24 protein-coding genes and 1 pseudogene are annotated in these 19,069 nt (G+C 67.0%); 15 read left to right on the forward strand and 10 right to left on the reverse strand.

Translation table 11 applies throughout. The annotated features are described in order from the left end of the window. Positions 1-193: 193 nt before the first annotated feature. The 4 genes from GVY64_RS11665 to GVY64_RS37790 form a co-directional block, all read right to left on the reverse strand. A complete protein-coding gene (locus GVY64_RS11665; protein WP_159840533.1) occupies positions 194-1,162 on the reverse strand; it encodes a TIGR03557 family F420-dependent LLM class oxidoreductase in 969 nt (322 codons plus the stop codon). Between the two features lie 167 nt (positions 1,163-1,329). Next, positions 1,330-1,452: a hypothetical protein gene (locus GVY64_RS38710; RefSeq protein ID WP_268895617.1), complete on the reverse strand. Its 123-nt coding sequence runs from the start codon at positions 1,450-1,452 to the stop codon at positions 1,330-1,332. An 18-nt stretch (positions 1,453-1,470) separates the two neighbouring features. After that, a complete protein-coding gene (locus GVY64_RS37785) occupies positions 1,471-1,818 on the reverse strand; it encodes an MHYT domain-containing protein (RefSeq protein WP_236566759.1) in 348 nt (115 codons plus the stop codon). 64 nt (positions 1,819-1,882) lie between these two features. Continuing rightward, on the reverse strand, positions 1,883-2,113 hold the full coding sequence (locus tag GVY64_RS37790) for an MHYT domain-containing protein (protein ID WP_236566760.1): 231 nt from the start codon (positions 2,111-2,113) through the stop codon (positions 1,883-1,885). Positions 2,114-2,551: 438 nt separating this feature from the next. Here GVY64_RS37790 and GVY64_RS11675 point away from each other — a divergent pair, with 438 nt between their 5' ends. The 3 genes from GVY64_RS11675 to GVY64_RS11685 all read left to right on the forward strand — a co-directional run bounded on the left by GVY64_RS11675 (position 2,552) and on the right by GVY64_RS11685 (position 5,457). Next, positions 2,552-3,268 (forward strand): MBL fold metallo-hydrolase, encoded by a 717-nt coding sequence (locus GVY64_RS11675; RefSeq protein ID WP_159840534.1) that lies wholly within the window; start codon positions 2,552-2,554, stop codon positions 3,266-3,268. A 440-nt stretch (positions 3,269-3,708) separates the two neighbouring features. Next, positions 3,709-4,239 (forward strand): hypothetical protein, encoded by a 531-nt coding sequence (locus tag GVY64_RS11680; RefSeq protein WP_159840535.1) that lies wholly within the window; start codon positions 3,709-3,711, stop codon positions 4,237-4,239. Between the two features lie 96 nt (positions 4,240-4,335). Further along, complete coding sequence (locus tag GVY64_RS11685) at positions 4,336-5,457, forward strand: CapA family protein (RefSeq protein ID WP_159840536.1); 1,122 nt, start codon at positions 4,336-4,338, stop codon at positions 5,455-5,457. On the opposite strand, the pseudogene GVY64_RS11690 reads toward GVY64_RS11685, so the two are convergent. Then, positions 5,438-6,109, reverse strand: a pseudogene (locus GVY64_RS11690) (dienelactone hydrolase family protein); the annotation flags it as partial. The gene GVY64_RS11685 and the pseudogene GVY64_RS11690 sit on opposite strands and share 20 nt — an antisense overlap. A gap of 121 nt (positions 6,110-6,230) precedes the next feature. Further along, positions 6,231-6,989: a hypothetical protein gene (locus tag GVY64_RS11695; RefSeq protein ID WP_159840538.1), complete on the reverse strand. Its 759-nt coding sequence runs from the start codon at positions 6,987-6,989 to the stop codon at positions 6,231-6,233. A gap of 511 nt (positions 6,990-7,500) precedes the next feature. Here GVY64_RS11695 and GVY64_RS11700 point away from each other — a divergent pair. From GVY64_RS11700 to GVY64_RS11720, 5 genes are all read left to right on the forward strand, one after another. Continuing rightward, positions 7,501-7,671, forward strand: coding sequence for a hypothetical protein (locus GVY64_RS11700; RefSeq protein ID WP_159840539.1), 171 nt, complete (start codon positions 7,501-7,503; stop codon positions 7,669-7,671). A 257-nt stretch (positions 7,672-7,928) separates the two neighbouring features. Beyond that, entirely contained in the window at positions 7,929-8,687 is a 759-nt protein-coding gene (locus GVY64_RS11705) for an SDR family oxidoreductase (RefSeq protein ID WP_159840540.1), read from the forward strand. 83 nt (positions 8,688-8,770) lie between these two features. Next, entirely contained in the window at positions 8,771-9,325 is a 555-nt protein-coding gene (locus tag GVY64_RS11710; protein WP_159840541.1) for a class I SAM-dependent methyltransferase, read from the forward strand. 9 nt (positions 9,326-9,334) lie between these two features. Continuing rightward, entirely contained in the window at positions 9,335-9,760 is a 426-nt protein-coding gene (locus GVY64_RS11715) for a MerR family transcriptional regulator (RefSeq protein ID WP_159840542.1), read from the forward strand. A 173-nt stretch (positions 9,761-9,933) separates the two neighbouring features. Further along, entirely contained in the window at positions 9,934-10,134 is a 201-nt protein-coding gene (locus GVY64_RS11720; protein WP_159840543.1) for a hypothetical protein, read from the forward strand. Positions 10,135-10,167: 33 nt separating this feature from the next. Here the strand turns inward: GVY64_RS11720 and GVY64_RS11725 are convergent, their stop codons facing one another. Further along, complete coding sequence (locus GVY64_RS11725; protein WP_416382550.1) at positions 10,168-10,446, reverse strand: hypothetical protein; 279 nt, start codon at positions 10,444-10,446, stop codon at positions 10,168-10,170. 180 nt (positions 10,447-10,626) lie between these two features. Here GVY64_RS11725 and GVY64_RS11730 point away from each other — a divergent pair, with 180 nt between their 5' ends. Next, positions 10,627-10,902, forward strand: coding sequence for an ANTAR domain-containing protein (locus GVY64_RS11730; RefSeq protein ID WP_236566761.1), 276 nt, complete (start codon positions 10,627-10,629; stop codon positions 10,900-10,902). A gap of 120 nt (positions 10,903-11,022) precedes the next feature. On the opposite strand, the gene GVY64_RS11735 is transcribed toward GVY64_RS11730, so the two are convergent. Continuing rightward, positions 11,023-11,787, reverse strand: coding sequence for a trans-aconitate 2-methyltransferase (locus GVY64_RS11735; RefSeq protein ID WP_159840545.1), 765 nt, complete (start codon positions 11,785-11,787; stop codon positions 11,023-11,025). A gap of 49 nt (positions 11,788-11,836) precedes the next feature. Here GVY64_RS11735 and GVY64_RS11740 point away from each other — a divergent pair, with 49 nt between their 5' ends. Together GVY64_RS11740 and GVY64_RS11745 are read left to right on the forward strand one after the other, a co-directional pair. Then, a complete protein-coding gene (locus GVY64_RS11740) occupies positions 11,837-12,115 on the forward strand; it encodes a hypothetical protein (RefSeq protein WP_236566762.1) in 279 nt (92 codons plus the stop codon). A gap of 72 nt (positions 12,116-12,187) precedes the next feature. Beyond that, complete coding sequence (locus GVY64_RS11745; RefSeq protein WP_159840546.1) at positions 12,188-12,634, forward strand: nuclear transport factor 2 family protein; 447 nt, start codon at positions 12,188-12,190, stop codon at positions 12,632-12,634. Between the two features lie 32 nt (positions 12,635-12,666). Here the strand turns inward: GVY64_RS11745 and GVY64_RS11750 are convergent, their stop codons facing one another. Then, the gene (locus GVY64_RS11750; RefSeq protein ID WP_159840547.1) at positions 12,667-13,971 is read right to left on the reverse strand and encodes a glycosyltransferase 87 family protein; all 1,305 of its coding nucleotides are present in this window, start codon (positions 13,969-13,971) and stop codon (positions 12,667-12,669) included. Positions 13,972-14,157: 186 nt separating this feature from the next. Between GVY64_RS11750 and GVY64_RS11755 the strand changes: the two genes are divergently transcribed. Both GVY64_RS11755 and GVY64_RS11760 read left to right on the forward strand, forming a co-directional pair. Further along, the gene (locus GVY64_RS11755) at positions 14,158-14,766 is read left to right on the forward strand and encodes a UdgX family uracil-DNA binding protein (protein WP_159840817.1); all 609 of its coding nucleotides are present in this window, start codon (positions 14,158-14,160) and stop codon (positions 14,764-14,766) included. 31 nt (positions 14,767-14,797) lie between these two features. Then, positions 14,798-15,190: an ankyrin repeat domain-containing protein gene (locus tag GVY64_RS11760; protein WP_159840548.1), complete on the forward strand. Its 393-nt coding sequence runs from the start codon at positions 14,798-14,800 to the stop codon at positions 15,188-15,190. Between the two features lie 5 nt (positions 15,191-15,195). On the opposite strand, the gene GVY64_RS11765 is transcribed toward GVY64_RS11760, so the two are convergent. Further along, on the reverse strand, positions 15,196-16,569 hold the full coding sequence (locus GVY64_RS11765; RefSeq protein ID WP_159840549.1) for an FAD-dependent oxidoreductase: 1,374 nt from the start codon (positions 16,567-16,569) through the stop codon (positions 15,196-15,198). A gap of 152 nt (positions 16,570-16,721) precedes the next feature. Here GVY64_RS11765 and GVY64_RS11770 point away from each other — a divergent pair, with 152 nt between their 5' ends. Further along, positions 16,722-18,284 carry an amino acid permease gene (locus tag GVY64_RS11770; RefSeq protein ID WP_236566763.1) on the forward strand — a complete coding sequence of 521 codons (1,563 nt, stop codon included), beginning with the start codon at positions 16,722-16,724 and terminating at the stop codon, positions 18,282-18,284. A gap of 77 nt (positions 18,285-18,361) precedes the next feature. Further along, entirely contained in the window at positions 18,362-19,069 is a 708-nt protein-coding gene (locus GVY64_RS11775) for a hypothetical protein (RefSeq protein ID WP_159840550.1), read from the forward strand.

Genomic DNA, 19,069 nt, shown 5'->3' on the forward strand with positions numbered 1-19,069 from the left:
CCAGTGCAGGACCTCGGCCCGATCGATACGTTTCGCGGGCCGGAAGTCGGTGCCCAGGGTGAACGCGAGCGGGACGAACGCCGACGCTCACCGTATTACTCGGCAAACTCCTTACCGTGAGCTGAACATCGACTCGATAGCCGGCGGTTGCCCCAGCGTTCCCGCGAAAGCGTCTCGCGCGTGCCGTTCCCGTTCATGTGCTCGGCGCCAGAGCGCGCAGTGGCTCGTCGAGTTCCCGCCGGTAGAAGTCGAGGAAGCCGTCCGGGTCCGGGCCCGCGTTCTGCATCACGAGATGATCGAAGCCGGCGTCGGTGTACTGCTTGGCGGCGTCGAGGTAGCGGACCGGGTCCGGGCCGCAGGCGAAGTTGTCGAGGATGTCCTCCAGGCGGACGGTAGTGGTAGCCGCCGCGAAATTGACCGGATTCGGCAACTCGCTCATCACCTTCCATCCTGTGACGGCCCAACGCGTCGTATCCAGCACCGCCTTCGCGGCCGTCTCCTCGTCCGGCGCCCACGCCATCCCCACCTCCGCGTAGCGCGGTCCCGTGCCGCCCTCCGCGCGGTAGCGCTCGACGATCTCCGAGTTCGGTTCGGTGGCGAACAGGCCGTCACCGAGCTCGGCGGCAATGCGGGCCGCCTCCGGCCCGCCCCCGGCGACAGCGATCGGCGGGAGCGCGTCGGGCAAATCGAAAACACGCGCCTCGGAGATGGTCAGGAACTCACCGTCGTAGGACTGGTAGCCGCCACCCCAGAGCAAACGGATGATCTCGAGCGCTTCACGCAGCATCCGTTGCCGGATCCGCACCGGCGGGAATTCGCGGCCGACGACATGCTCGTTGAGACGCTCCCCCGACCCCACACCGAGGGTGAAACGATTGTCGGACAAGATCGCGAGCGTCGCCGCCGCCTGCGCGATGATCGCGGGGTGGTAGCGCAGGATGGGACAGGTCACTCCGGTCGCGAGTGCGATCCGATCGGTCTTCGCCGCGATAGCTCCGAGCACGCTCCAGGCGAACGGCGAATGGCCCTGATTGTCCAGCCAGGGATGGAAGTGATCGCTGATCTCGACGAAGTCGAAACCGGCCTCCTCGGCTCGAATCGCTTGACGGACAAGCTCGTTCGGACCGAATGCCTCGGCCGCCAGTTTGTACCCGATGCGCATCGCCACCTCCTGGTTCGGCTGGAGGGCCGGTCACCTCACGAACCGGCTCTTGGCGCGCGTACCCGGGATCCGGTGGCGAAAACTCCGCGTCGACCGCATAGCCCGGAGCTGCGGGTCATCCGGACATGCGCCGCACCCTGCCGCGAACCGGATGCCGAGCAGTCACTTCACTCACGAGTCGGCCAATAGCTGGCGGCGTGGCGGCCCTGCGGAATGTAGGCGTTCTCGTCCTCGACCTCCGTGACGCCGAGATGGAGCAAGAGCATCACGGTCACCAGGCTGATGCTCACGATCAGCGGAGTCAGCAACTACGTCGCGCCGGCCCCCGAGGGTGCGTGCATGTGCTCGGCTTCGTGCACACGCATCGCGAACATGCCCGTGTAATGCATGCCCGACACGGCGACGCCCATGACCAGCGCCGCCGCGACGGTGACGAGCGTGCCGCGGACGTGCAGCGTGAACCACAACGCCGCGGTCGCCGCCACGACGGCGATCACCATCGACAGCGCGACGATCCGTCCGTCGTAGCTGATCGACGCGTCGGATTTCATGGCGTACATGCCCGCGTAGTGCATGGCGCCGACGCCGAGACCGGTGATCCCGCCCCCTGCGAAGAGGCCCACCATACCCAGCGCCCGCTGATGCGCGATCCGCAATCCGCAATCCGATCCACACCACCACGATGGCGATCAGCGCGCTGATCAAGGTGATCGGAACGTCCTAGCGGATCGATGCGCCCTCGATCGCGAAACCGAGCATCGCGATGAAGTGCATGACCCAGATACCGGTGCCTCCGATCGCGACCGCCGCGGCCAGCAGCCACCCGTCGCGCGCGGAACCGGTCCGAGATCTGGCCATGCACCGCAGTCCTAGCAATGAACCGGTGAACGACATGACATAGGCGACGATGGGTGTGAGCCACCCGTGGCTGAAATGATCGATTTCCAGCACGCGACACTCCCTCGCTGGATAGATTCGGCGTGTCGATCGGACGACGACCGAATCTCACATATTGAAACTGCAGGTAGATAGTTTAGAGTACTACTATCCTCTTTAAAATCATAGGATGAGTCCCGAGTAGCGGGAAATGCGCTGGCATGGAAGTGAAACACATGCCCTTCGGTCAGCTCGGGGCTCTTGGGGAACGTCGCGCCTCAACAGCTAGCAGCTGGCTTCCCTATCACGCCGACAGTGCGCGGACGCGCCCTCGACGCAGGAGCGGACGAGGGGGACATGCAACGCGGCCCGCCTCTGATGCCTCGCCCGCGATCGACAGGTCTGCAGCGGAACCAGCGCGCCGAGCCGTAGACCTTGGATAACTGTGAATTCGCCGTGCGGGCGCGATCAGTTCGCGACAATGAGGGAAACGGCCTCTAGCAGGGACTTCTCATGGAAACTCACACCGACGAGATAGCTGAGAAGATCTACCGCATCTCCACGTTCGTTCCGGAGGTGGGGCCCAGCGGCTTCACGTTCAACCAGTTCCTCGTCGACGCCGAGGAGCCGTTGCTCTTCCACGCCGGCATGCGCGCGCTCTTCCCTGTCGTCTCCGCGGAGATCGCGCGGATCATGCCGGTGGAGCGGTTGCGGTGGATCACGTTCGGGCACGTGGAAGCGGACGAATGCGGGGCGATGAATCTCTTCCTCGCCGCCGCACCGCGGGCGCAGGTGGCCCACGGTCTGGTCGGATGCCTGGTCTCGATCGATGATCTAGCCGACCGGCTGCCACGCCGGTTGGCCGACGGTGAGGTGATCGACCTCGGCGGTCGCCGGGTGCGACATCTGGACACGCCGCACGCGCCGCACAACTGGGAAGCGCGGGTGCTCTACGAGGAGACGACCGGAGTCCTGTTCTGCGGTGACCTGATGACCCAGCTCGGCAATGGGCCGGCGCTCGCCTCCTCGGATCTGGTGGAGCAGGCGGAAGTCGCGGAGGATGTCTTCCATCCCACGTCTCTGGGGCCCGCCGTACCGGCTGCCCTGAACCGGCTGGCCGGACTGGCGCCGACCACGTTGGCGATCATGCACGGCTCGAGCTTCGTGGGCGACGGGACCACGGCCCTGCGTGACCTCGCGAACGTCTACCAGGCCCGCCTGGACGCCTGAGCGCCGCGCCGGATACCGAATGATGCGGCGCGGTCGCTCGCACCGGTTCATTCTCCGGCTGCGGTAGGGCGGCACCGGTTCTCGTATTCGCGTGCACGTGCAAACGTGTTTTCGACACGGCCGCAAACTTTTTCAACAGGGGGATGCGGGCACAATCACAGTTAACGCCGCCGGTGTGACACTGCGGCGATTCTGGTTGCGACGCGGCGGGCGAGACGGCGCGCCGCGGAAGAGCTTCCGCGCCGGGGAATGTGCTGGACTGTTGTCCGGGTACCGAACGAACGGGACGATCCAGACGCTCGCTAAGCGGCCTCCGCGGCGGCGGCACAGCACGATGGCGACGGCGAACGAACGCTCGAACGACCGCGCTCCACGACTCCTGGCGAACTTCCAGCGTTTCTTCGTATGTCTCACCCGGATAACGGCGTATGGTTCGCGCTATGACGACAGCGACGTCGATCGATATCGGAGCCGAACACCTCGCCTGCTGGGTCACCGTCGTCGGGCAACGGCTACACCAGTTGCCCACAGCAAACCCGAACGTCCTGCTCGCCCACGCCATGAGCGGGTTCATCGCGATCGGGCGAGCCAGCATGGCCCTACTGACCACTTCCTCGAGTCCTACCGATATCCGAGACCACGATCTCGTCTTCGAGATCACGGCCGACGCGGAACGGTGGCTCACCGATGCGGCGACCGAATCGATCGTCAACCGGGTCACCGATCGCGGGGAGCACATTCAGCGCTATCTGAGTCCCGCCGCGCTCGATACCGTGGCCAAGGCCCGCCTGCGGCGCTGTGCGCAGGCAACCGCGATCCACACCCGCGATCTGCTGGCCGGGATCGACGCCGACCCGACCGCGTCGGAGGAGATCCGCGACCTCGCGAAGGATCTGGCCGCCCGGGCGAACATCATCGCCACCGTCTACGCCGACGACCCGCAACAGCTGCTTTCGATGTCCCGCAGGTGAGCGAAAGGGGCCTGCACAGGACCTCGCCGAGCCTACGGCCGTGCGCCGACGACCGCCCGTAGAAGTCGACGAGAGCGCGTTCACATCGGCCCCGCGATGGCCGACAATGGTGATATGCCGACGGTGCTGCTGGGCGGCGACGTCATGCTGGGGCGGGGTGTGGATCAGATTCTGCCGCATCCCGGCGATCCGAGGCTGCGCGAACGATACGTCAACGACGCGCGAACCTACGTCGAACTGGCCGAACGCGCGTACGGCGAGTTCACCCATCCCGTCGGCTACCGGCACCTGTGGGGTGACGTGCTGCCGATTCTGGCCCAGATCGCCCCCGAGGTGCGGTTGCTCAACTTGGAGACGTCGATCACCGCCGGCGGCGTGTTCGCTCCCGCGAAAGGCATCCATTACCGGATGCACCCCGACAACGTGCCCGCGTTGACCGCGATAGCGCCGGTCGTCTGCGCACTGGCCAACAATCACGTCCTCGATTTCGGGATCGCCGGTTTGGCCGACACGCTGGCGGCACTCGACGCCGCCCACATCGATCGCGCCGGCGCCGGGGCCGATCTGGCGCGCGCCCGCGCTCCGGCCACCGTGGAACTCGCCGACGGCCGCCGCGTGGTGATCGTCTCGGTCGCCGCGGGCTCGAGCGGCGTCCCGGAGTCCTGGTCGGCCCGGCGCAACCGTCCCGGGCTGTGGCGAGTGGGTTACTCCCCCGACGCGGCGGCGGCCGAGGACGTCGCGGCGGAGGTGGCCGCGCACAAACGCGACAACGACATCGGCATCGTTTCCGTGCATTGGGGGCCGAACTGGGGCTATGAGGTCGCGCGAACCGAAACGCGGTTCGCGCATCGATTGATCGAGGCCGGAGTCGACGTGGTGCACGGGCATTCCGCGCATCATCCGCGTCCGATCGAGATCTACCGCGGCAAACCGATCCTGTACGGATGCGGCGACGTCATCGACGACTACGAAGGCATCCGCGGCCACGAGCGATACCACGCCGACCTGCATCCGCTGTATCTGGTCTCGCTGGAGCCCGGCTCGGCGGAGGTCCGGCTGATCCCGCTGCGGGTGCGGCACATGCGGCTGGAATGGGCTCCCCGCAGTGAATCCCGCTGGCTGTGCGAGAAGATCCAGGACATCAGCCGCGGGTTCGGCACTCTCGTCGCACCTCGGCCCGGCGATCTGCCGGTGGTGTTCAACGCAGCACGACGGTGAGATGGCGGTGGAACCATTGGACCGCCAGGTCGGCAACTTGCTCGAGCGCACCGGCTTCCTCGAACAGATGGGTCGCTCCGGGGATGATGTCCAGTTCGCTCGGACATGGCATCCGTAGCTGGGCCTCCCGGTTGACCTCCAATACCCACCGGTCGTTACCACCCACGATGAGCAGTGTCGGAGCGCGCACCGAACCCAATCGCGCACCGGCCAGATCCGGTCGGCCGCCTCGGGAGACGACCGCCGCGATCTCGGTGCCGGGTTCGGTCGCCGCCCACAGCGCGGCGCCCGCGCCGGTGCTCGCCCCGAAATATCCGGTCGGCACGCCGTCGAGTTCCGGCCGCGTCCGCAGCCAGTGGGTCACCTCGACAAGGCGATGGGCGAGCAGCGGGATGTCGAACAGGCGAGCGCGATCCCCCTCTTCCTCAGCGGTCAACAGGTCGACCAGCATCGTCGCGAACCCCGCCCGGTTGAGGACCTCGGCGACGAACCGGTTGCGCGGACTGTGCCTGCCACTGCCACTGCCATGTGCGAAGGCGATCAGCGCGGTACGGTCCGGTGGGACGGCCAGCACCCCGGCCAGCCGGGCGTATTCCGACGGCACGATGACCTCTTCTGTCCGCGTCGGGGACCGGTGTGCGGACGGCATCGAACACCTCCTGCTATCCGGCGTACCCGATCAGACCTGTCGTGCGCAAGGGGGTTCGCAGGACAGCTCGGTCGCATGCCGGGCGGTGTGAGCGGAGACCGGACCGCGGGGCGTGGCCGAACGGTCAGTCGGCGTCTTCGGATTCGGCAGACCGTTTCGTCGTCACGATGCGGATGCCCCCCGGCAGGCGGAACAGACCGCTGGATCCGTTGCGGACCCACTGGGTGACGGCGGCGATCGCGGAACCCAGCGATGTCACGCCGGCCAGCAGCGACCACGGCGTGAGCGTCGCGGACGTGTACGCGACCTGACCGATGCCGGGCACGACGAGTCTGCCATTGCCGAACGCCCAGTTCATCAAGGAACCGATCTGTCCGCCGAGATCCGATTTGCGTCCGACCATCGCCTTCAGCTCGGGACCCTTGCTGTTGATGTAGAGCACGGTGATCACCACGAGCACCGCCCCCGCCAACGTGGCCAGCGTGGCCAGCCGATCGAGCGCCTCGATGCGCAGACGCAGGTTCACCACGACCGAGAAAACGACGACGATGATCGCGGCACTGGCGAGCAGTGCCCAGAAGCCGGTGACCCGCGCACCGGGCGGGGCCGACCGCGACCAGATGTTGAGGAATCGCGTGGTGATCTCCATGCGACCGAACGCGTTCGTGCTGACCTTGCCGTCCGCGCCTGCGGCGGTGAGCCACGGCTGGAACAGCAGCACCAGCGTCACCAGGCTGCCCACCGCCGCCCACACGTAGCCCCAATGCCCGCGCAGCGCGGCCAGAATCGCCTTGGCCGGTACGGCGCCGCTCTTCGCCTCCTCGGGCTGGGCGGATCGGCCGTCTCGAGCTTCGTCCGACTGCCACGGCGTTGGCTGCACCATTGCCTCAGTTTAAGGTCGCGTCACTGCCCGAATTCGGACCTGACTCACCGTCGGCGGGAAGTGCACGATGCACTACGCCGTCGGATCTTCGGGCATCGGCCGGCGTAACCGCCGTCGCCCGTGCGCGCTCGCTGCGGCGACGTAACGATCACCGTTACCGACCGCCGCTCCTTCTTCGCCGCAATCAATTCGCCGGTGCCGGCGCGGTGGCGGCGGCGAGTCGTATATCGCGACGCAGCGCAGTCGCCGTATAGAGTTCGTTCTCAACGGGCGAAGATTTCCGATCGCCTCGGAAGAGCACAATTCGGGCAAGGTGTGGGGAGTAAAGAGTCTGCAGGTTTGTTTTAGCCACTACAACGAGCCGACACCCCGAAAAAAGCACCCTCGGTGATCTTCCCGTTACGCGCTGACGGGGAACTTGACATTTCTTTGCCTGGTGTTCACCGCTCTATAGGTGAAGCATGAAATCCGTGAGTCAGAGATAAGTTTCACTCGAGTCGAAGGATGCACAATGTCCACCAAAATCACGAAGATCCTGGCCGCGACCACGATGGCCGTCTCCTTGGGCGTCATCGCGGCTCCCGCCGCTTCTGCCGAAACGACGCCATCGGACGTCGCGACGCCGGTATGGGGCTCGGTCGTACTCTGCGTTCCGCTCGGCAGCGTTGTCTTCTGCATCTGATGCAGACGCCGTGCGACCGCGCCCAGGCGAGGTGCGTCGCACTTATCGGTCGGAAATTGTTCCAGTCCCGATACTCGGCGGTGTGCGGGGGCATCCCGCCGAGTCTCGCGCGAACAGACGCAGGGAGGTAGCGCGACAGTAGTTGCCGCCGCACGTGGATCGACCGTCGCGGCGGCACTGTCACGACTGCCTTGGTCATGTCACACCCGCTGTCGTCGTTTCGTCCACTCACCGAACGTGAGTCGAAGGAGATTGCGATGCGAGTAGCGGTTGTCGGCGCGAGCGGGCGGATCGGCCGGGATGTGACCGATGTGCTGCGGACCCAGGGCCACGAGGTCGTGGGGATCAGTCGATCAGCGGGGGTGGATGTCCGAACCGGAGCAGGCTTGGGGGACGCCTTGGCCGGAGTGGACGTGGCGGTGGACGCGATCAACGCGGCGACCACCGAAACCGCGGCGGTGACCGAGTTCTTCCGCACTGTCGCCCGGAATGTCCAGCGTGCCGCGGCCGCGGCCGGTGTGCGGCGGATCGCGCTGGTTTCGATCATCGGAATCGATCGGTTCACCGCGGGACACTACGCTGGGAAACTCGCCCAGGAGACCGCCTATCGGGAAGGTCCCGTGCCGGTGCGGATCCTGCGCGCGGCACAGTTCCACGAATTCACCGAGATGATGCTCGACTGGACCACTCGCGGTGACACCGCCTACGTCCCGAAGTATCGAGCCCAACTCGTGGCCGCCCGCACCGTCGCAGAGGAGTTGGCGCATCTCGCAGTTGCCGAGACGGCGCCCGGATCGGTCGAAATCGCCGGACCGGAAGAGCTCGAGCTCGCCGCCGCCGTAGCCGAGGTGGCCGCTCGGCGGGGTGAACCGGCCCGAGTGGAGGAGGTCGTCGACCTCGACGACCCGAATCACGAACTGCAGGCCGACGGCGCCCTTTTGCCCGGTCCGGGTGCCATCCTCGCCGGGCCTACCTTCCAGCAATGGCTCACGCGGAAGTACCCGGCACAGCCGTGAACGCCGGACCCACACCGCGGCTTCTCTTGACTTCAGGTCGACCTCAACTCGCAAGCTGAGCGCACGACGAGGAGAGGTTGATCATGACAACGTTCGGAGAAAAACAGAGCCGGGGTTACGACCAGCGGGCATCTCGCCTGCTCGGGGGTCTCTACCGCCGGATCGCCGCCGACATCGACGCGGCCACGCGACCCGGCTCATGGGTGCTGGACGTGGGGACGGGTCCGGGAAAATTGCTGGCAGAGCTGCGTTCTCGTCGACCGGATCTGCGGCTGCACGGCGTGGACCTGTCCCCGCACATGATCGATATCGCCGAAACGACGCTTTCCGGCAGTGCGGCCGAACTGGCGGTCGGCGACGTAGCCGCGCTGCCCTACCCCGACGACAGCTTCGACCTGGTCGTCTCGAGTTTGAGCATGCACGAGTGGCCGGATCCGGACCGCGCCGCCGCGGAGCTGGCACGCGTACTGCGCCCCGGCGGCGCGGTGGCGATCTACGACTTCCGATTCGTGCGCGCCGCGGCCGAGCTCAGCACGCTACGGCGCTTTTTCGACGCGGCGACGGTACGGCGGGAGACGGTGCGTCTGCGGCGTCATCCGATCGGGCTGTACGCGCGGCTCACCGCGCGCGTCGCCTAGAGTGCGGCTATGACGGGCGGCGACATCTCGATCGGTGAGCTCGCGGCACGTTTCGGCCTGGCCACCCATGTACTGCGGCACTGGGAGGACGTCGGCTTGCTCGCGCCGCGGCGGGACGGCGCCGGTCGGCGCCGGTATCACCACAACGACGCGGAGACCGTGGCGATGATATTGCTCGGCAAGCAGTCGGGTCTGGCGCTGGACGAGCTCGTCGCACTGTTCGCCGCGGCGTCCGACCGGACCGCGCGCCGCGAGCTGCTGCGCGCGCACCGAGATCAGCTCGTTCATCGGATCGCGCAGGCAACCGCCGCGCTGGAGACGATCTCACACGCTCTCGACTGCGCGGCCGAGGACTTCCGCGAGTGCCCGCACTTCCAGGCGAAGGTCGCCGACGCGCTCACGCTGGTCACGAACCGGTCAAGATCGCGAGGGTAAATCGTTACGGCACAGGGAATTCCGTCTTGACGGCGGAGTTTGCCGCGGTTCGGGCGCCGCGATGCGATTCGGCGGCAACAGGAGGGTTCGGCGGCTGTCACCGCGGATTAGGATCGATTCCTGCGAACAGTGACACCGCAGCCAGTGACACTTCGACCCGATAGAGGTGCCTCATGAGCAGGACGATTCGTGTGCCCGCCGCGGAACTCGCCGATCACGTGGGCGAATCCGTCGTCGGGTACGGCACCCTCACACAGGCGGGAGTGGTCCAGCCGGGCGGCGACCTCGTGGTCGCCGTTTTCGGCGTGGAAACCAACCGGCGCGAGAAATCTTTCACCCCAGCTCAATTGGTCGAACTGGAGGTCGACGACTGACGGCGAGGCGGACACCGCGGATGGACGACCGCCTCAGCCGATCAACGCATTCATAATCGTCCCCGCGCTGGTGGCGATGACCCCGCCGAGCATGCCGCCTGCGACCATTTTCGCCGAAGCGAGTGGACCACCGTTCCACTTCTCCCAAGCGAACTTACCGCCGGCATAGGCGATTCCGGTGACTCCCGAGAGAATCACGAACCACGTGAAATATCGGAAGAGCTGGAGGATTTTCTCCGAGTTCGGGGGAGCCTCGGGGACCGGATCGTCCACCTGAGCTAGAAGAAATGTATCGACTGCCGTATGGATCATCATTGATCTGTCTCCGTAGCGTTTCCACAGGACGAGTTATACGCAATCGCTATGACGTTCGAAGTATCGCGATCCGCAGGGCTCGCGTCAACCCTCCCGCGTGGACGAGGACATCCGCCGCGTCATGGTTTCTCCGCCAGGAGCCCGTGTCAGACGGCCTCGGACGGGTAGTGCGTGCGTGTGAGTTATGACGCTGACGGCACAGCGGCCGGTGACCTCGATCCGGTAGCCGCGCGGGCGGTGATCGAACAAGCCAAGGGCGCGGTGATGCTCGTCTACGGCCTCGACGCCGAGCAAGCGTTCGCCATCCTGCGCGTCCGATCCCAGGAAACCAACACCAAGCTGCGAGTTCTCGCGGCCAATGTGGCCGCCGAACTCCCGTCGATCGGCGTGACCGGTGAACTGCGCAGCCGGGTAGACCGGCTGCTTTCGACGGCACACGAGCAGTCTCGGTGACGAGCCACGCACCGAATCGAGGCGCCGCCGCCGAATGCCGGGCCGCCGCGGCGCCACGAACGGGCACCGTGCGCGGACATGTGATTGTCCGGGTCTTGTCCGCACTCGCCTACCCCCGCGCTACCGTTTCTGCGCAACGGCGAAGACGCGCCGGAACGGCAGCCAGGTCGTGCCGTCGGCCCGACGAGGGTAGGCGCTGCGCAACAACGGGGCCAGTTGTGCGATGAACTCCTGCCACTGCCCGTCATCGAGCGCGCCGCGCACAGGTCGCAGCGCCGTGCCGATGACCCACTCGAGCACGGGATCGTCACCGGTCAAGCGCTGCAAGTAAGTCGTTTCCCAGGCGTCGACAGCCCCGCCCGCCGCGCTGAGCAGGTCGGCGTACTCGCCGGGATCCAGCACCGCTCGCGGTTCGAGGATGCCCGCCCGGTCCAGGCTGTCGCGCCACTCGTCGCGGGCGGCCACTCGGCGGATCGCCCGATGCGCGGCGGCGTCGAAGTTCGCGGGTACTTGAACCGCCAGGAATGCGCCCGAGGGGAGCCGACGCATCCATCGGTCCAGCAGATCGGGGTGTCCTGGCACCCAATGCAGAACGGCGTTACTGATGACGACATCGGTATCCGGACTCGGCTGCCAGTCCTGCACCGCCCCGAGTGTCGCGTCGATCCCGCGCTCACGCGCGGCCGCGACCATCTCCGGCGACGAGTCCAGCGCTCGCACGATCGCGCCGAGCCAGCGCTGGGCGAGGACCGCCGTGAGGTGCCCCGGGCCGCAGCCCAGGTCCACCACCACCCGCGGTTCGTGCGCCGTCACGCGGGACAACAGGTCGAAGAAGGGGCGGGAGCGATGGTCGTCGAACGCGAGGTATTGCCGGGGATCCCACACAGGCCGCTCCAGGGTCGCTACCAAACCGTACGTACGTACTGTACGCCGGATGGTCGCCTACCTGCGAACAGGCCGCTACAGAAAGCGGACTGTCTATCACGGTTTCGTAACGGGGCAGCGTGGGTATTACATAGCTATGACGGATCACCGACCAACCCGGATCGCCGGTGTGGAACCGGGAACCGGCGCGCTCGCTTTGACCACGTGCCTTGCCTTTTCGATCGGCATCGCGACGCTTACCCAATCGGCGTTCGCCACCCTGGTGGCGTGCGTGAGCATTGTGGCGGGGCTCACGCTGGTACTGAACATCCTGCCGCACAAGACGTAACCGCACGGACCTTGCCTCACACGCCGAATCCTGGTGGCATAGCCGGGGTATCGACGTTCGATCGGAGGCGGCATGCTGTCGTTGCAGGAGATTTCGGATCGACTCGAGATCGAAGACCTGATGGTGCGGTATTCCCACGCGGTCGACACCCGGCAGTGGGACCTGCTGGACGAGGTGTTCACCCCCGACGCCCACATCGACTACTCCGCCATGGGCGGCTCGGTGGGCGATCTGGCGGCGACAAAGGAGTTCCTCGCCTCCGTTCTGCCCAACTTCCCCGCCTTCCAGCACCTGATCAGCAACTCGTCCATCCAAGTCGACGGCGACACGGCCACCGGGCGGACGATGTGCCACAACCCGATGATGGTGTCCGGCGGTGACGGGCCGCCGACGATGATGCTGTGCGGGCTCTGGTACCTGGACACGTTCGTCCGCGTAGCCGGACGATGGCGGATCAAGCAGCGCATCGAAGAGAAGAGCTTCCTCTTCGTCGCGCCCTCCGCGCCCGGCATGGGGTGACGTGGCGACGGGTCGTCACCCGGCCCCGTGCCTCAGCGTGCGGTCAGCGAGGGCGCGTCACCGGAGGTCCGAACCGGCTCCTCGGACGACGGGTTCGCGCCGCCGGCGACGGTCCGCTTCCCGGCGAGCAGGAACAGCACCACCAGCACCACGCTGAACCAGACGTAGGTGTTGCCGATGAAGTGCTGCCAGGGCGTCCATGCGGTTTCCCGATGCTCGCCGTCGGGCAGCCAGTTGTGCGGTCCGATGACGAACACCGCCGCGGTGACCACGCACGTCACCCACCACCCGATCGCGCGACGCACAGGCAGCCGGGTCGCGTATCCGACCACGGCGAACAACGCGGGTGCGATCCACACCCAGTGGTGCGACCAGGAGATCGGCGAAACCAGGAGAGTGAAGACGGCATTGAGGGCCAGCGCGAGCGCGGGCAGGTCGGCGGCCCGGCGCATGGCGGCGACGACCAGCGTCAGCAACAGAGCGCCGAGGACCAGCCAGATCACGGTGAACGCGGGCTCCGGCACTTCGAACCGCGAGAACACCGCCTGAATCGACTGATTGGTATGGAATGCCGAGCCGCTCAGCCCGGACACGTTGCCGAGACCACCGAACCAGTATTTGACGGATTCCTTGGGCAGGACCACGAAGCCGAGCGCCGTCGCCGCCGCACCGGTGACCGCCGCGGTCGCGGCCGCGCGGTAGTCGCGGCGGACCAGGAAGTACAGCACGAACGCCGCGGGCGTCAGTTTGATCGCGGCCGCGATGCCGATCAGCATCCCCCGGGGCCAGCGCGGCTTGTGCGTGAGGCAGTCGGCGGCGACCAGAGCCATCAGCAGCAGATTGACCTGACCGAAATCCAGCGTGGAGTGGATCGGCTCCAGCAGCAGACCCAACGGAGTCGCGCACGCGGTGGCCCACGCCGCCAGTCGACGCTGCGACTCCTCCGCCCATACCCGCCGTGCTACCAGATAGAGCGTGATAGCCAGCGCGGCCACCGAGGAGACGAAAAAGCTCAAGGCGGCCACGTCCCATGGCAGCATCGCGAACGGACCCAGCGCGAGCGCGGCGAACGGCGGATAGATGAACGGCAGGCCCGCCCCGATGGTCGTCTGCGGTAGTTGCCCGTACATGTCGGCGCCGTGCCGCATGGCATCCACGCCCAGGCGATACACCTGCAGGTCGATGAACCCACCGGTGATCTTGTGGAACGGCCAGACCGGTGTCAGGAGACAGAACGCGGAGAACGCGAGCGACAGGACCGGCGCCGCCCGCAGCACACGCCCGAGTCGACGGTTCTGGGACATCGGCGTTCCGGCGGGGGCGGTGACACTACTCATCCGCGGCGACTATACCGACCCATGTCACCTCGTTCAGCACGTGGGACGGAGATTCGCGACCCGCGCGTGAGGGCGGCCGAAACGGGTAAGCCGCCACCAGCACAAGCGGCAGCGGAGTTCGGCGACGGCCGTCGCGGCCTCGCCGAAGGCAGGAGGCGGACAGTGACGAAGGCGCCCGGCGCCGCGATGTTCGTACCCGAGGACGCGGATCTGGCGCGGCTGCGGAAAGCGGCCTGCGACTGTCGCGGGTGCGATCTCTACCGCCACGCCACGCAGACGGTCTTCGGCGCCGGTCCCCCGGACGCGGACGTGGTGCTGATCGGCGAGCAACCCGGCGATCAGGAGGATGTGACGGGGCAGCCGTTCGTCGGCCCGGCGGGGCGGCTGCTGGACCGGGCGCTGGCGGACGTCGGCATCGACCGCGACGCCGTCTATGTGACCAACGCGGTGAAGCATTTCAAGTTCGTGGAGCGCGGCAAGCGCCGGATTCACAAGCAGCCCGGCCGCACCGAGGTGGTCGCCTGTTCGGCGTGGCTCGACGCCGAGCTCGACCTCCTGCGACCACGGTTGGTGGTGTGTCTCGGCGCGATCGCCGCGCAGGCGCTGCTCGGCCCTGCGTTCAAGGTCAGCGAACGACGCGGTGAGGTCGTCGAGACCGCGGACTTCCGCGCGATCGCCACCGTGCACCCGTCGTCGGTACTGCGCGCGCCCGATCGGACCGCCGCCTACGATTCGTTCGTCGCCGATCTGCGCATCGTGCGGGAGCAACTGGGAAAATCCGCGGCGACGCGCTGACCCGCGCGCGGCCCATGACAGGAGTGAGCGGATGAACGCCGACGAAATCGACCCGGAACTGCTCGAACTGGCCACCAAGGTGTTCGACTTCGCTCGGCGCGGAGATGCCGCGAGGCTGGCCGCCTACGTGGACGCGGGCGTGCCGGTCGACCTCACGAACGAGGCCGGTGACACGCTGCTCATGCTCGCCGCCTACCACGGGCACGCCGAGACGGTGGCAGCGCTGCTGCAGCGTTCGGCCGATCCGAACCGGGCGAACGACAAAGGCCGGACTCCTCTGGCCGGAGCGGTGTTCAAGGGCGAGACCGAGATCGTGCGGCGACTCGCCGCGGCGGGGGCCGACCCCGACGCGGGCACCCCGTCGGCCCGCGACGCCGCGGTCATGTTCGGCAAGAGCGAGCTGCTCGAACTGTTCGGCGCCTGAGCGCGCTACCCACGTCGGCGAACGGCGGTGACGGCCTTGCGCGCGGCGACCAGAACCGGGTCCCACACCGGGGAGAACGGCGGGGCGTAGCCCAGGTCGAGCATAGTCATCTGCTCCACCGTCATCCGCGCGGTCAGTGCGACCGCCGCGATGTCGACGCGTTTGCCCGCGCCCTCGCGGCCGACGATCTGCGTGCCGAGCAAGCGGCCGGTGAAACGTTCGGCGAGCATCTTCACCGTCATCGGCTGGGCGTCCGGGTAGTAGCCGGCTCGGTTGGTGGATTCCACCGTGACGGTCACGTATTGCAAGCCCGCCGCGTGAGCGTCCTTCTCACGCAGCCCGGTCCGGGCTACCTCGAGTTCGCATACCTTGCTGACAGCGGTGCCCACGACGCCGGGAAAGACCGCGTATCCCCCGCCGATGTTCGCGCCGATGATCTGACCGTGCTTGTTGGCATGCGTGCCCAGCGGAATGTGGCGTGCGCTGCCGGAGACCAGATCCAGCACCTCGACGCAATCGCCGCCCGCCCAGATGTTCTCGTAACCGCGCACCCGCATGGCGAGATCGGTCCGCAACCCGCCGTACTGCCCCAGCGGCAGACCGGCGGCGCGGGCCAGTTCGGTCTCCGGGCGCACGCCGATGCCGAGCACCACGACGTCGGCGGGGTATTCCGCGGTGTCGGTGACGACCGCGGACACCCGGCCGTCGGCACCGGTCCGCAGCTCGGTCACTTCCGCGTCGCCGACCACCTTGATGCCCATGCCGCACATGGCATCGCGCACCAGGGCGCCCATGTCGGGGTCGAGCGTGGACATCGGTTCCGGGCCCCGGTTGACCATCGTGACGTCGTAGCCGCGCCGGATGAGCGCCTCCGCCATCTCCACGCCGATGTAGCCGGCGCCCACCACGACGGCGCGGTTGCCGCGTGCCCGCTCCAGCGTCCGGAGCAAGGCTTGCCCGTCGTCGAGGGTCTGGACGCCGTGCACGCCATCGGAGTCCATGCCGGGCAGCGGTGGCCGCACCGGGCGAGCGCCGGTGGCGATCACCAGCTGGTCGTAGGGCAACCACGCCGACGCGCCGGTCTCCCGGTCACGGTGGCGCACGCGGGCGCCCTCGACGTCGATCTCGGTCACCTCGGTGTGCAGTCGCAGGTCGATCTCGCGGGAGCGGTGTTCTTCCGGGGTGCGGGCGATCAGGGCGTCCCGCTCGTCGACATGCCCGCCGACCCAGTACGGGATGCCGCAGGCCGAGTACGAGGTGAACCCGCCGCGTTCGAAGACGACGATCTCCAGCGCGCTCGCGTCCTTCATCCGGCGCGCCTGCGAGGCCGCCGACATGCCCGTCGCGTCACCACCGATGACCACCAGTCGCTCGCTCATGGTCCCCACGCTACGGTCGGCGTCTCCTGGACGTGCGCCGGGGACGCCGTTGCACGGATTTGCTGGTTGCGCTGCGGTTGACCGATCGGTACTTCACACTGATCTTCTGGCAAACGCGGTATGAGGGCAGCGTTTTCACCCGGGAGCACGACATGACCGAGATCCGACCCCCTTCCGACGACGAACGTCGGCTCGCCGAACTGGGCTACAAACAAGAACTGGCCAGGTCCTGGTCGGGTTTCTCCAATTTCGCCATCAGTTTCACCATCGTGTCCATCCTGACCGGTGGATTGGCCAGTTACGGCATAGGTTTGGCCAATGGCGGCCCGATCACGATGGCCTGGGGGTGGCCGCTGGTCTCGATCATGGTGCTGCTCGTCGGGCTCGCCATGGCCGAGTTGGCCTCCGCTTATCCGACCTCCGGCGGGCTGTACTGGTGGGCCGCCGAGCTGGGCGGCCCGGTGTGGGGGTGGTTCACCGGCTGGTTCAACTTGATCGGACAGATCGCCGTCACCGCGGCGATCGATTACGGCGCGGCGATCTTCACCACCGTCGTGCTGAACGTCGTCGGGATCGATATCGGCACCGACCGCACCGCGATCTTCCTGGTGTTCGCCGCGATACTCGTGCTGCACGCCGTGCTGAACGTGGTCGGTCCCCATTTGTCGGCGGTGATCAACAACGTCTCCGCGTGGTGGCATGTCGGTGGCGTGGCGATCTTCGTGCTGGTGCTCGGGTTCGGCGCGCGACACCACCAGAGCGCCGAATTCGTCTTCACCGAGACGGTCGACAACAGCGCGATCGGATTCGGCGGCGTCGCGTTCAGTTTCCTGCTCGGCCTGCTGCACGCGCAGTACACGTTCACCGGCTACGACGCGTCCGCGCACATGTCGGAGGAAACGCACGACGCGTCGCGGATGGCGGCCAAAGGCATCATCAACACGATCGTCGTGTCGGCGATCGCCGGTTATCTGCTGATCATGGCGGTGACGTTCGCCATTCCGAATCTGGACGACGCACTGGATCCCGGCAAGAACAGCGGCTACCCCGTGATCTACATCCTGGAGAACTCGTTGAGCGGGTTCTGGTCGGGTCTGCTGCTGATCATCGCGGCGGTCGCGCAACTGTTCTGCGGGTATGCCTCGGTCACCTCCGCCTCCCGGATGCTGTTCGCCTTCGCGCGCGACGGCGCGGTGCCCGGGTCGAGATTCTGGTCGCGGCTTTCCGCGCGGAAGGTGCCGGTGCACGCCGTGCTCTTCATCTCGTTCTTCGCGTTCGTGTTGCTGATTCCGTCGATGCTGGTGCCCCCGGCGAACGCTCCGACCGCCTACGCCGCGGCCACCTCGATCGCGACCATCGGGCTCTATATCGCCTACGGCATTCCGATCCTGCTGCGGCAGCGGCACGGGACCCGCTTCCGTACCGGCCCGTGGCAACTGGGTGCGTGGTACCGCCCGATCGGAGTGGTCGCGCTGCTGTGGATCGCGCTGATCAGCGTGCTGTTCATCCTGCCCACCGACGCCCGCGGATATCCGTGGCATCGTGAATTCACCTGGACCACCGTGAATTACGCGCCGATCACGCTGGTCGGCGTGGTGGGCGCGATCGGGATCTGGTGGCTGGTCTCGGCCCGGGCCTGGTTCACCGGGCCGAGGCGGACGGTGGACGAGCCACCCGCAGACCAGCCGGAGGAGGAGGCACCGGCCAACGCCTGAAGCGCGGCCGCGACCGGGCGCGGCTTCCCGATTCTGGCATGTCGAATTTGTCGGCCTCGGTCGCTAGGGTGTGTCGGATGGAAAGGACCGACCTGGTGCGTTTCTCGCCCGCCGGGAGAATTGTGTTCCCGGGCAATCCGTGGCCGGAAGGGCACGCGATCGAAGAGTTCGCGTGGACCGGCCGCATGGACCAGGCCGGCGGCCTGTGGTTCGATCTGCACCTGCGCTCCGCGGCATACGACGCCGAACGCGATCCCGCCGGCGGCGAGGAGACCTGTGAAGACTGGCTGTCGCCGATCGTCTGGCAGAACTATCACAGCTGCACGCTGTCGTCCACGTACTGGGGCGAGGACGACGCCACCGGGCTGCGCGCCGCGGCGCCGGGCCGTCCCTTCCTGCTGAAGTCCGAACAGCCGCAACGTCTCACGGTCGATCCGCTGCCGCTCGCACACGCCGACGACGTCGAATACCTGGCGTTCAACATCTATCTGCTCGGGCACGACTCGGTCGCCGACCAGGAAGTGTTCTTCACCCGCCGCCCCGACGGCAGGCACGATATCGACTGGCAGGGCCGCATCGCGCTGACCTATGCGGGGCAGGTCGAATTCCGGTACCGATTCCGGGCTCGGATATCCGGCGCCACCCTGGAATACATCCGTTTTCCCGCGGAGATCTCCGCCGATCGGGCGCTTCGCCAACTCGACGCCGTCCTCGACGCACCCGAGGAGTTCGAACTGGGCTTGGTCGACGGGCAGCCCGCGTGGGTTTCCAGAATTACGGAGTAA

It is taken from the genome of Nocardia sp. CY41, from assembly GCF_009829325.1.
Taxonomy (GTDB): Bacteria; Actinomycetota; Actinomycetes; order Mycobacteriales; family Mycobacteriaceae; genus Nocardia.

Bases quoted from the DNA above. Each gene is read 5' to 3' on its own strand.
- GVY64_RS11665 (WP_159840533.1), bottom strand. From the start codon at position 1,162: ATGCGCATCGGGTACAAACTGGCGGCCGAGGCATTCGGTCCGAACGAG.
- GVY64_RS11770 (WP_236566763.1), top strand. From the start codon at position 16,722: ATGACCGAGATCCGACCCCCTTCCGACGACGAACGTCGGCTCGCCGAA.
- GVY64_RS11685 (WP_159840536.1), top strand. From the start codon at position 4,336: ATGGCCGACAATGGTGATATGCCGACGGTGCTGCTGGGCGGCGACGTC.
- GVY64_RS11755 (WP_159840817.1), top strand. From the start codon at position 14,158: ATGTTCGTACCCGAGGACGCGGATCTGGCGCGGCTGCGGAAAGCGGCC.
- GVY64_RS11725 (WP_416382550.1), bottom strand. From the start codon at position 10,446: ATGATCCATACGGCAGTCGATACATTTCTTCTAGCTCAGGTGGACGAT.
- GVY64_RS11745 (WP_159840546.1), top strand. From the start codon at position 12,188: ATGCTGTCGTTGCAGGAGATTTCGGATCGACTCGAGATCGAAGACCTG.
- GVY64_RS11705 (WP_159840540.1), top strand. From the start codon at position 7,929: ATGCGAGTAGCGGTTGTCGGCGCGAGCGGGCGGATCGGCCGGGATGTG.
- GVY64_RS11750 (WP_159840547.1), bottom strand. From the start codon at position 13,971: ATGAGTAGTGTCACCGCCCCCGCCGGAACGCCGATGTCCCAGAACCGT.
- GVY64_RS11710 (WP_159840541.1), top strand. From the start codon at position 8,771: ATGACAACGTTCGGAGAAAAACAGAGCCGGGGTTACGACCAGCGGGCA.
- GVY64_RS11680 (WP_159840535.1), top strand. From the start codon at position 3,709: ATGACGACAGCGACGTCGATCGATATCGGAGCCGAACACCTCGCCTGC.
- GVY64_RS11700 (WP_159840539.1), top strand. From the start codon at position 7,501: ATGTCCACCAAAATCACGAAGATCCTGGCCGCGACCACGATGGCCGTC.
- GVY64_RS11740 (WP_236566762.1), top strand. From the start codon at position 11,837: ATGGTCGCCTACCTGCGAACAGGCCGCTACAGAAAGCGGACTGTCTAT.
- GVY64_RS11675 (WP_159840534.1), top strand. From the start codon at position 2,552: ATGGAAACTCACACCGACGAGATAGCTGAGAAGATCTACCGCATCTCC.
- GVY64_RS11715 (WP_159840542.1), top strand. From the start codon at position 9,335: ATGACGGGCGGCGACATCTCGATCGGTGAGCTCGCGGCACGTTTCGGC.
- GVY64_RS11775 (WP_159840550.1), top strand. From the start codon at position 18,362: ATGGAAAGGACCGACCTGGTGCGTTTCTCGCCCGCCGGGAGAATTGTG.
- GVY64_RS11760 (WP_159840548.1), top strand. From the start codon at position 14,798: ATGAACGCCGACGAAATCGACCCGGAACTGCTCGAACTGGCCACCAAG.
- GVY64_RS11765 (WP_159840549.1), bottom strand. From the start codon at position 16,569: ATGAGCGAGCGACTGGTGGTCATCGGTGGTGACGCGACGGGCATGTCG.
- GVY64_RS11720 (WP_159840543.1), top strand. From the start codon at position 9,934: ATGAGCAGGACGATTCGTGTGCCCGCCGCGGAACTCGCCGATCACGTG.
- GVY64_RS11695 (WP_159840538.1), bottom strand. From the start codon at position 6,989: ATGGTGCAGCCAACGCCGTGGCAGTCGGACGAAGCTCGAGACGGCCGA.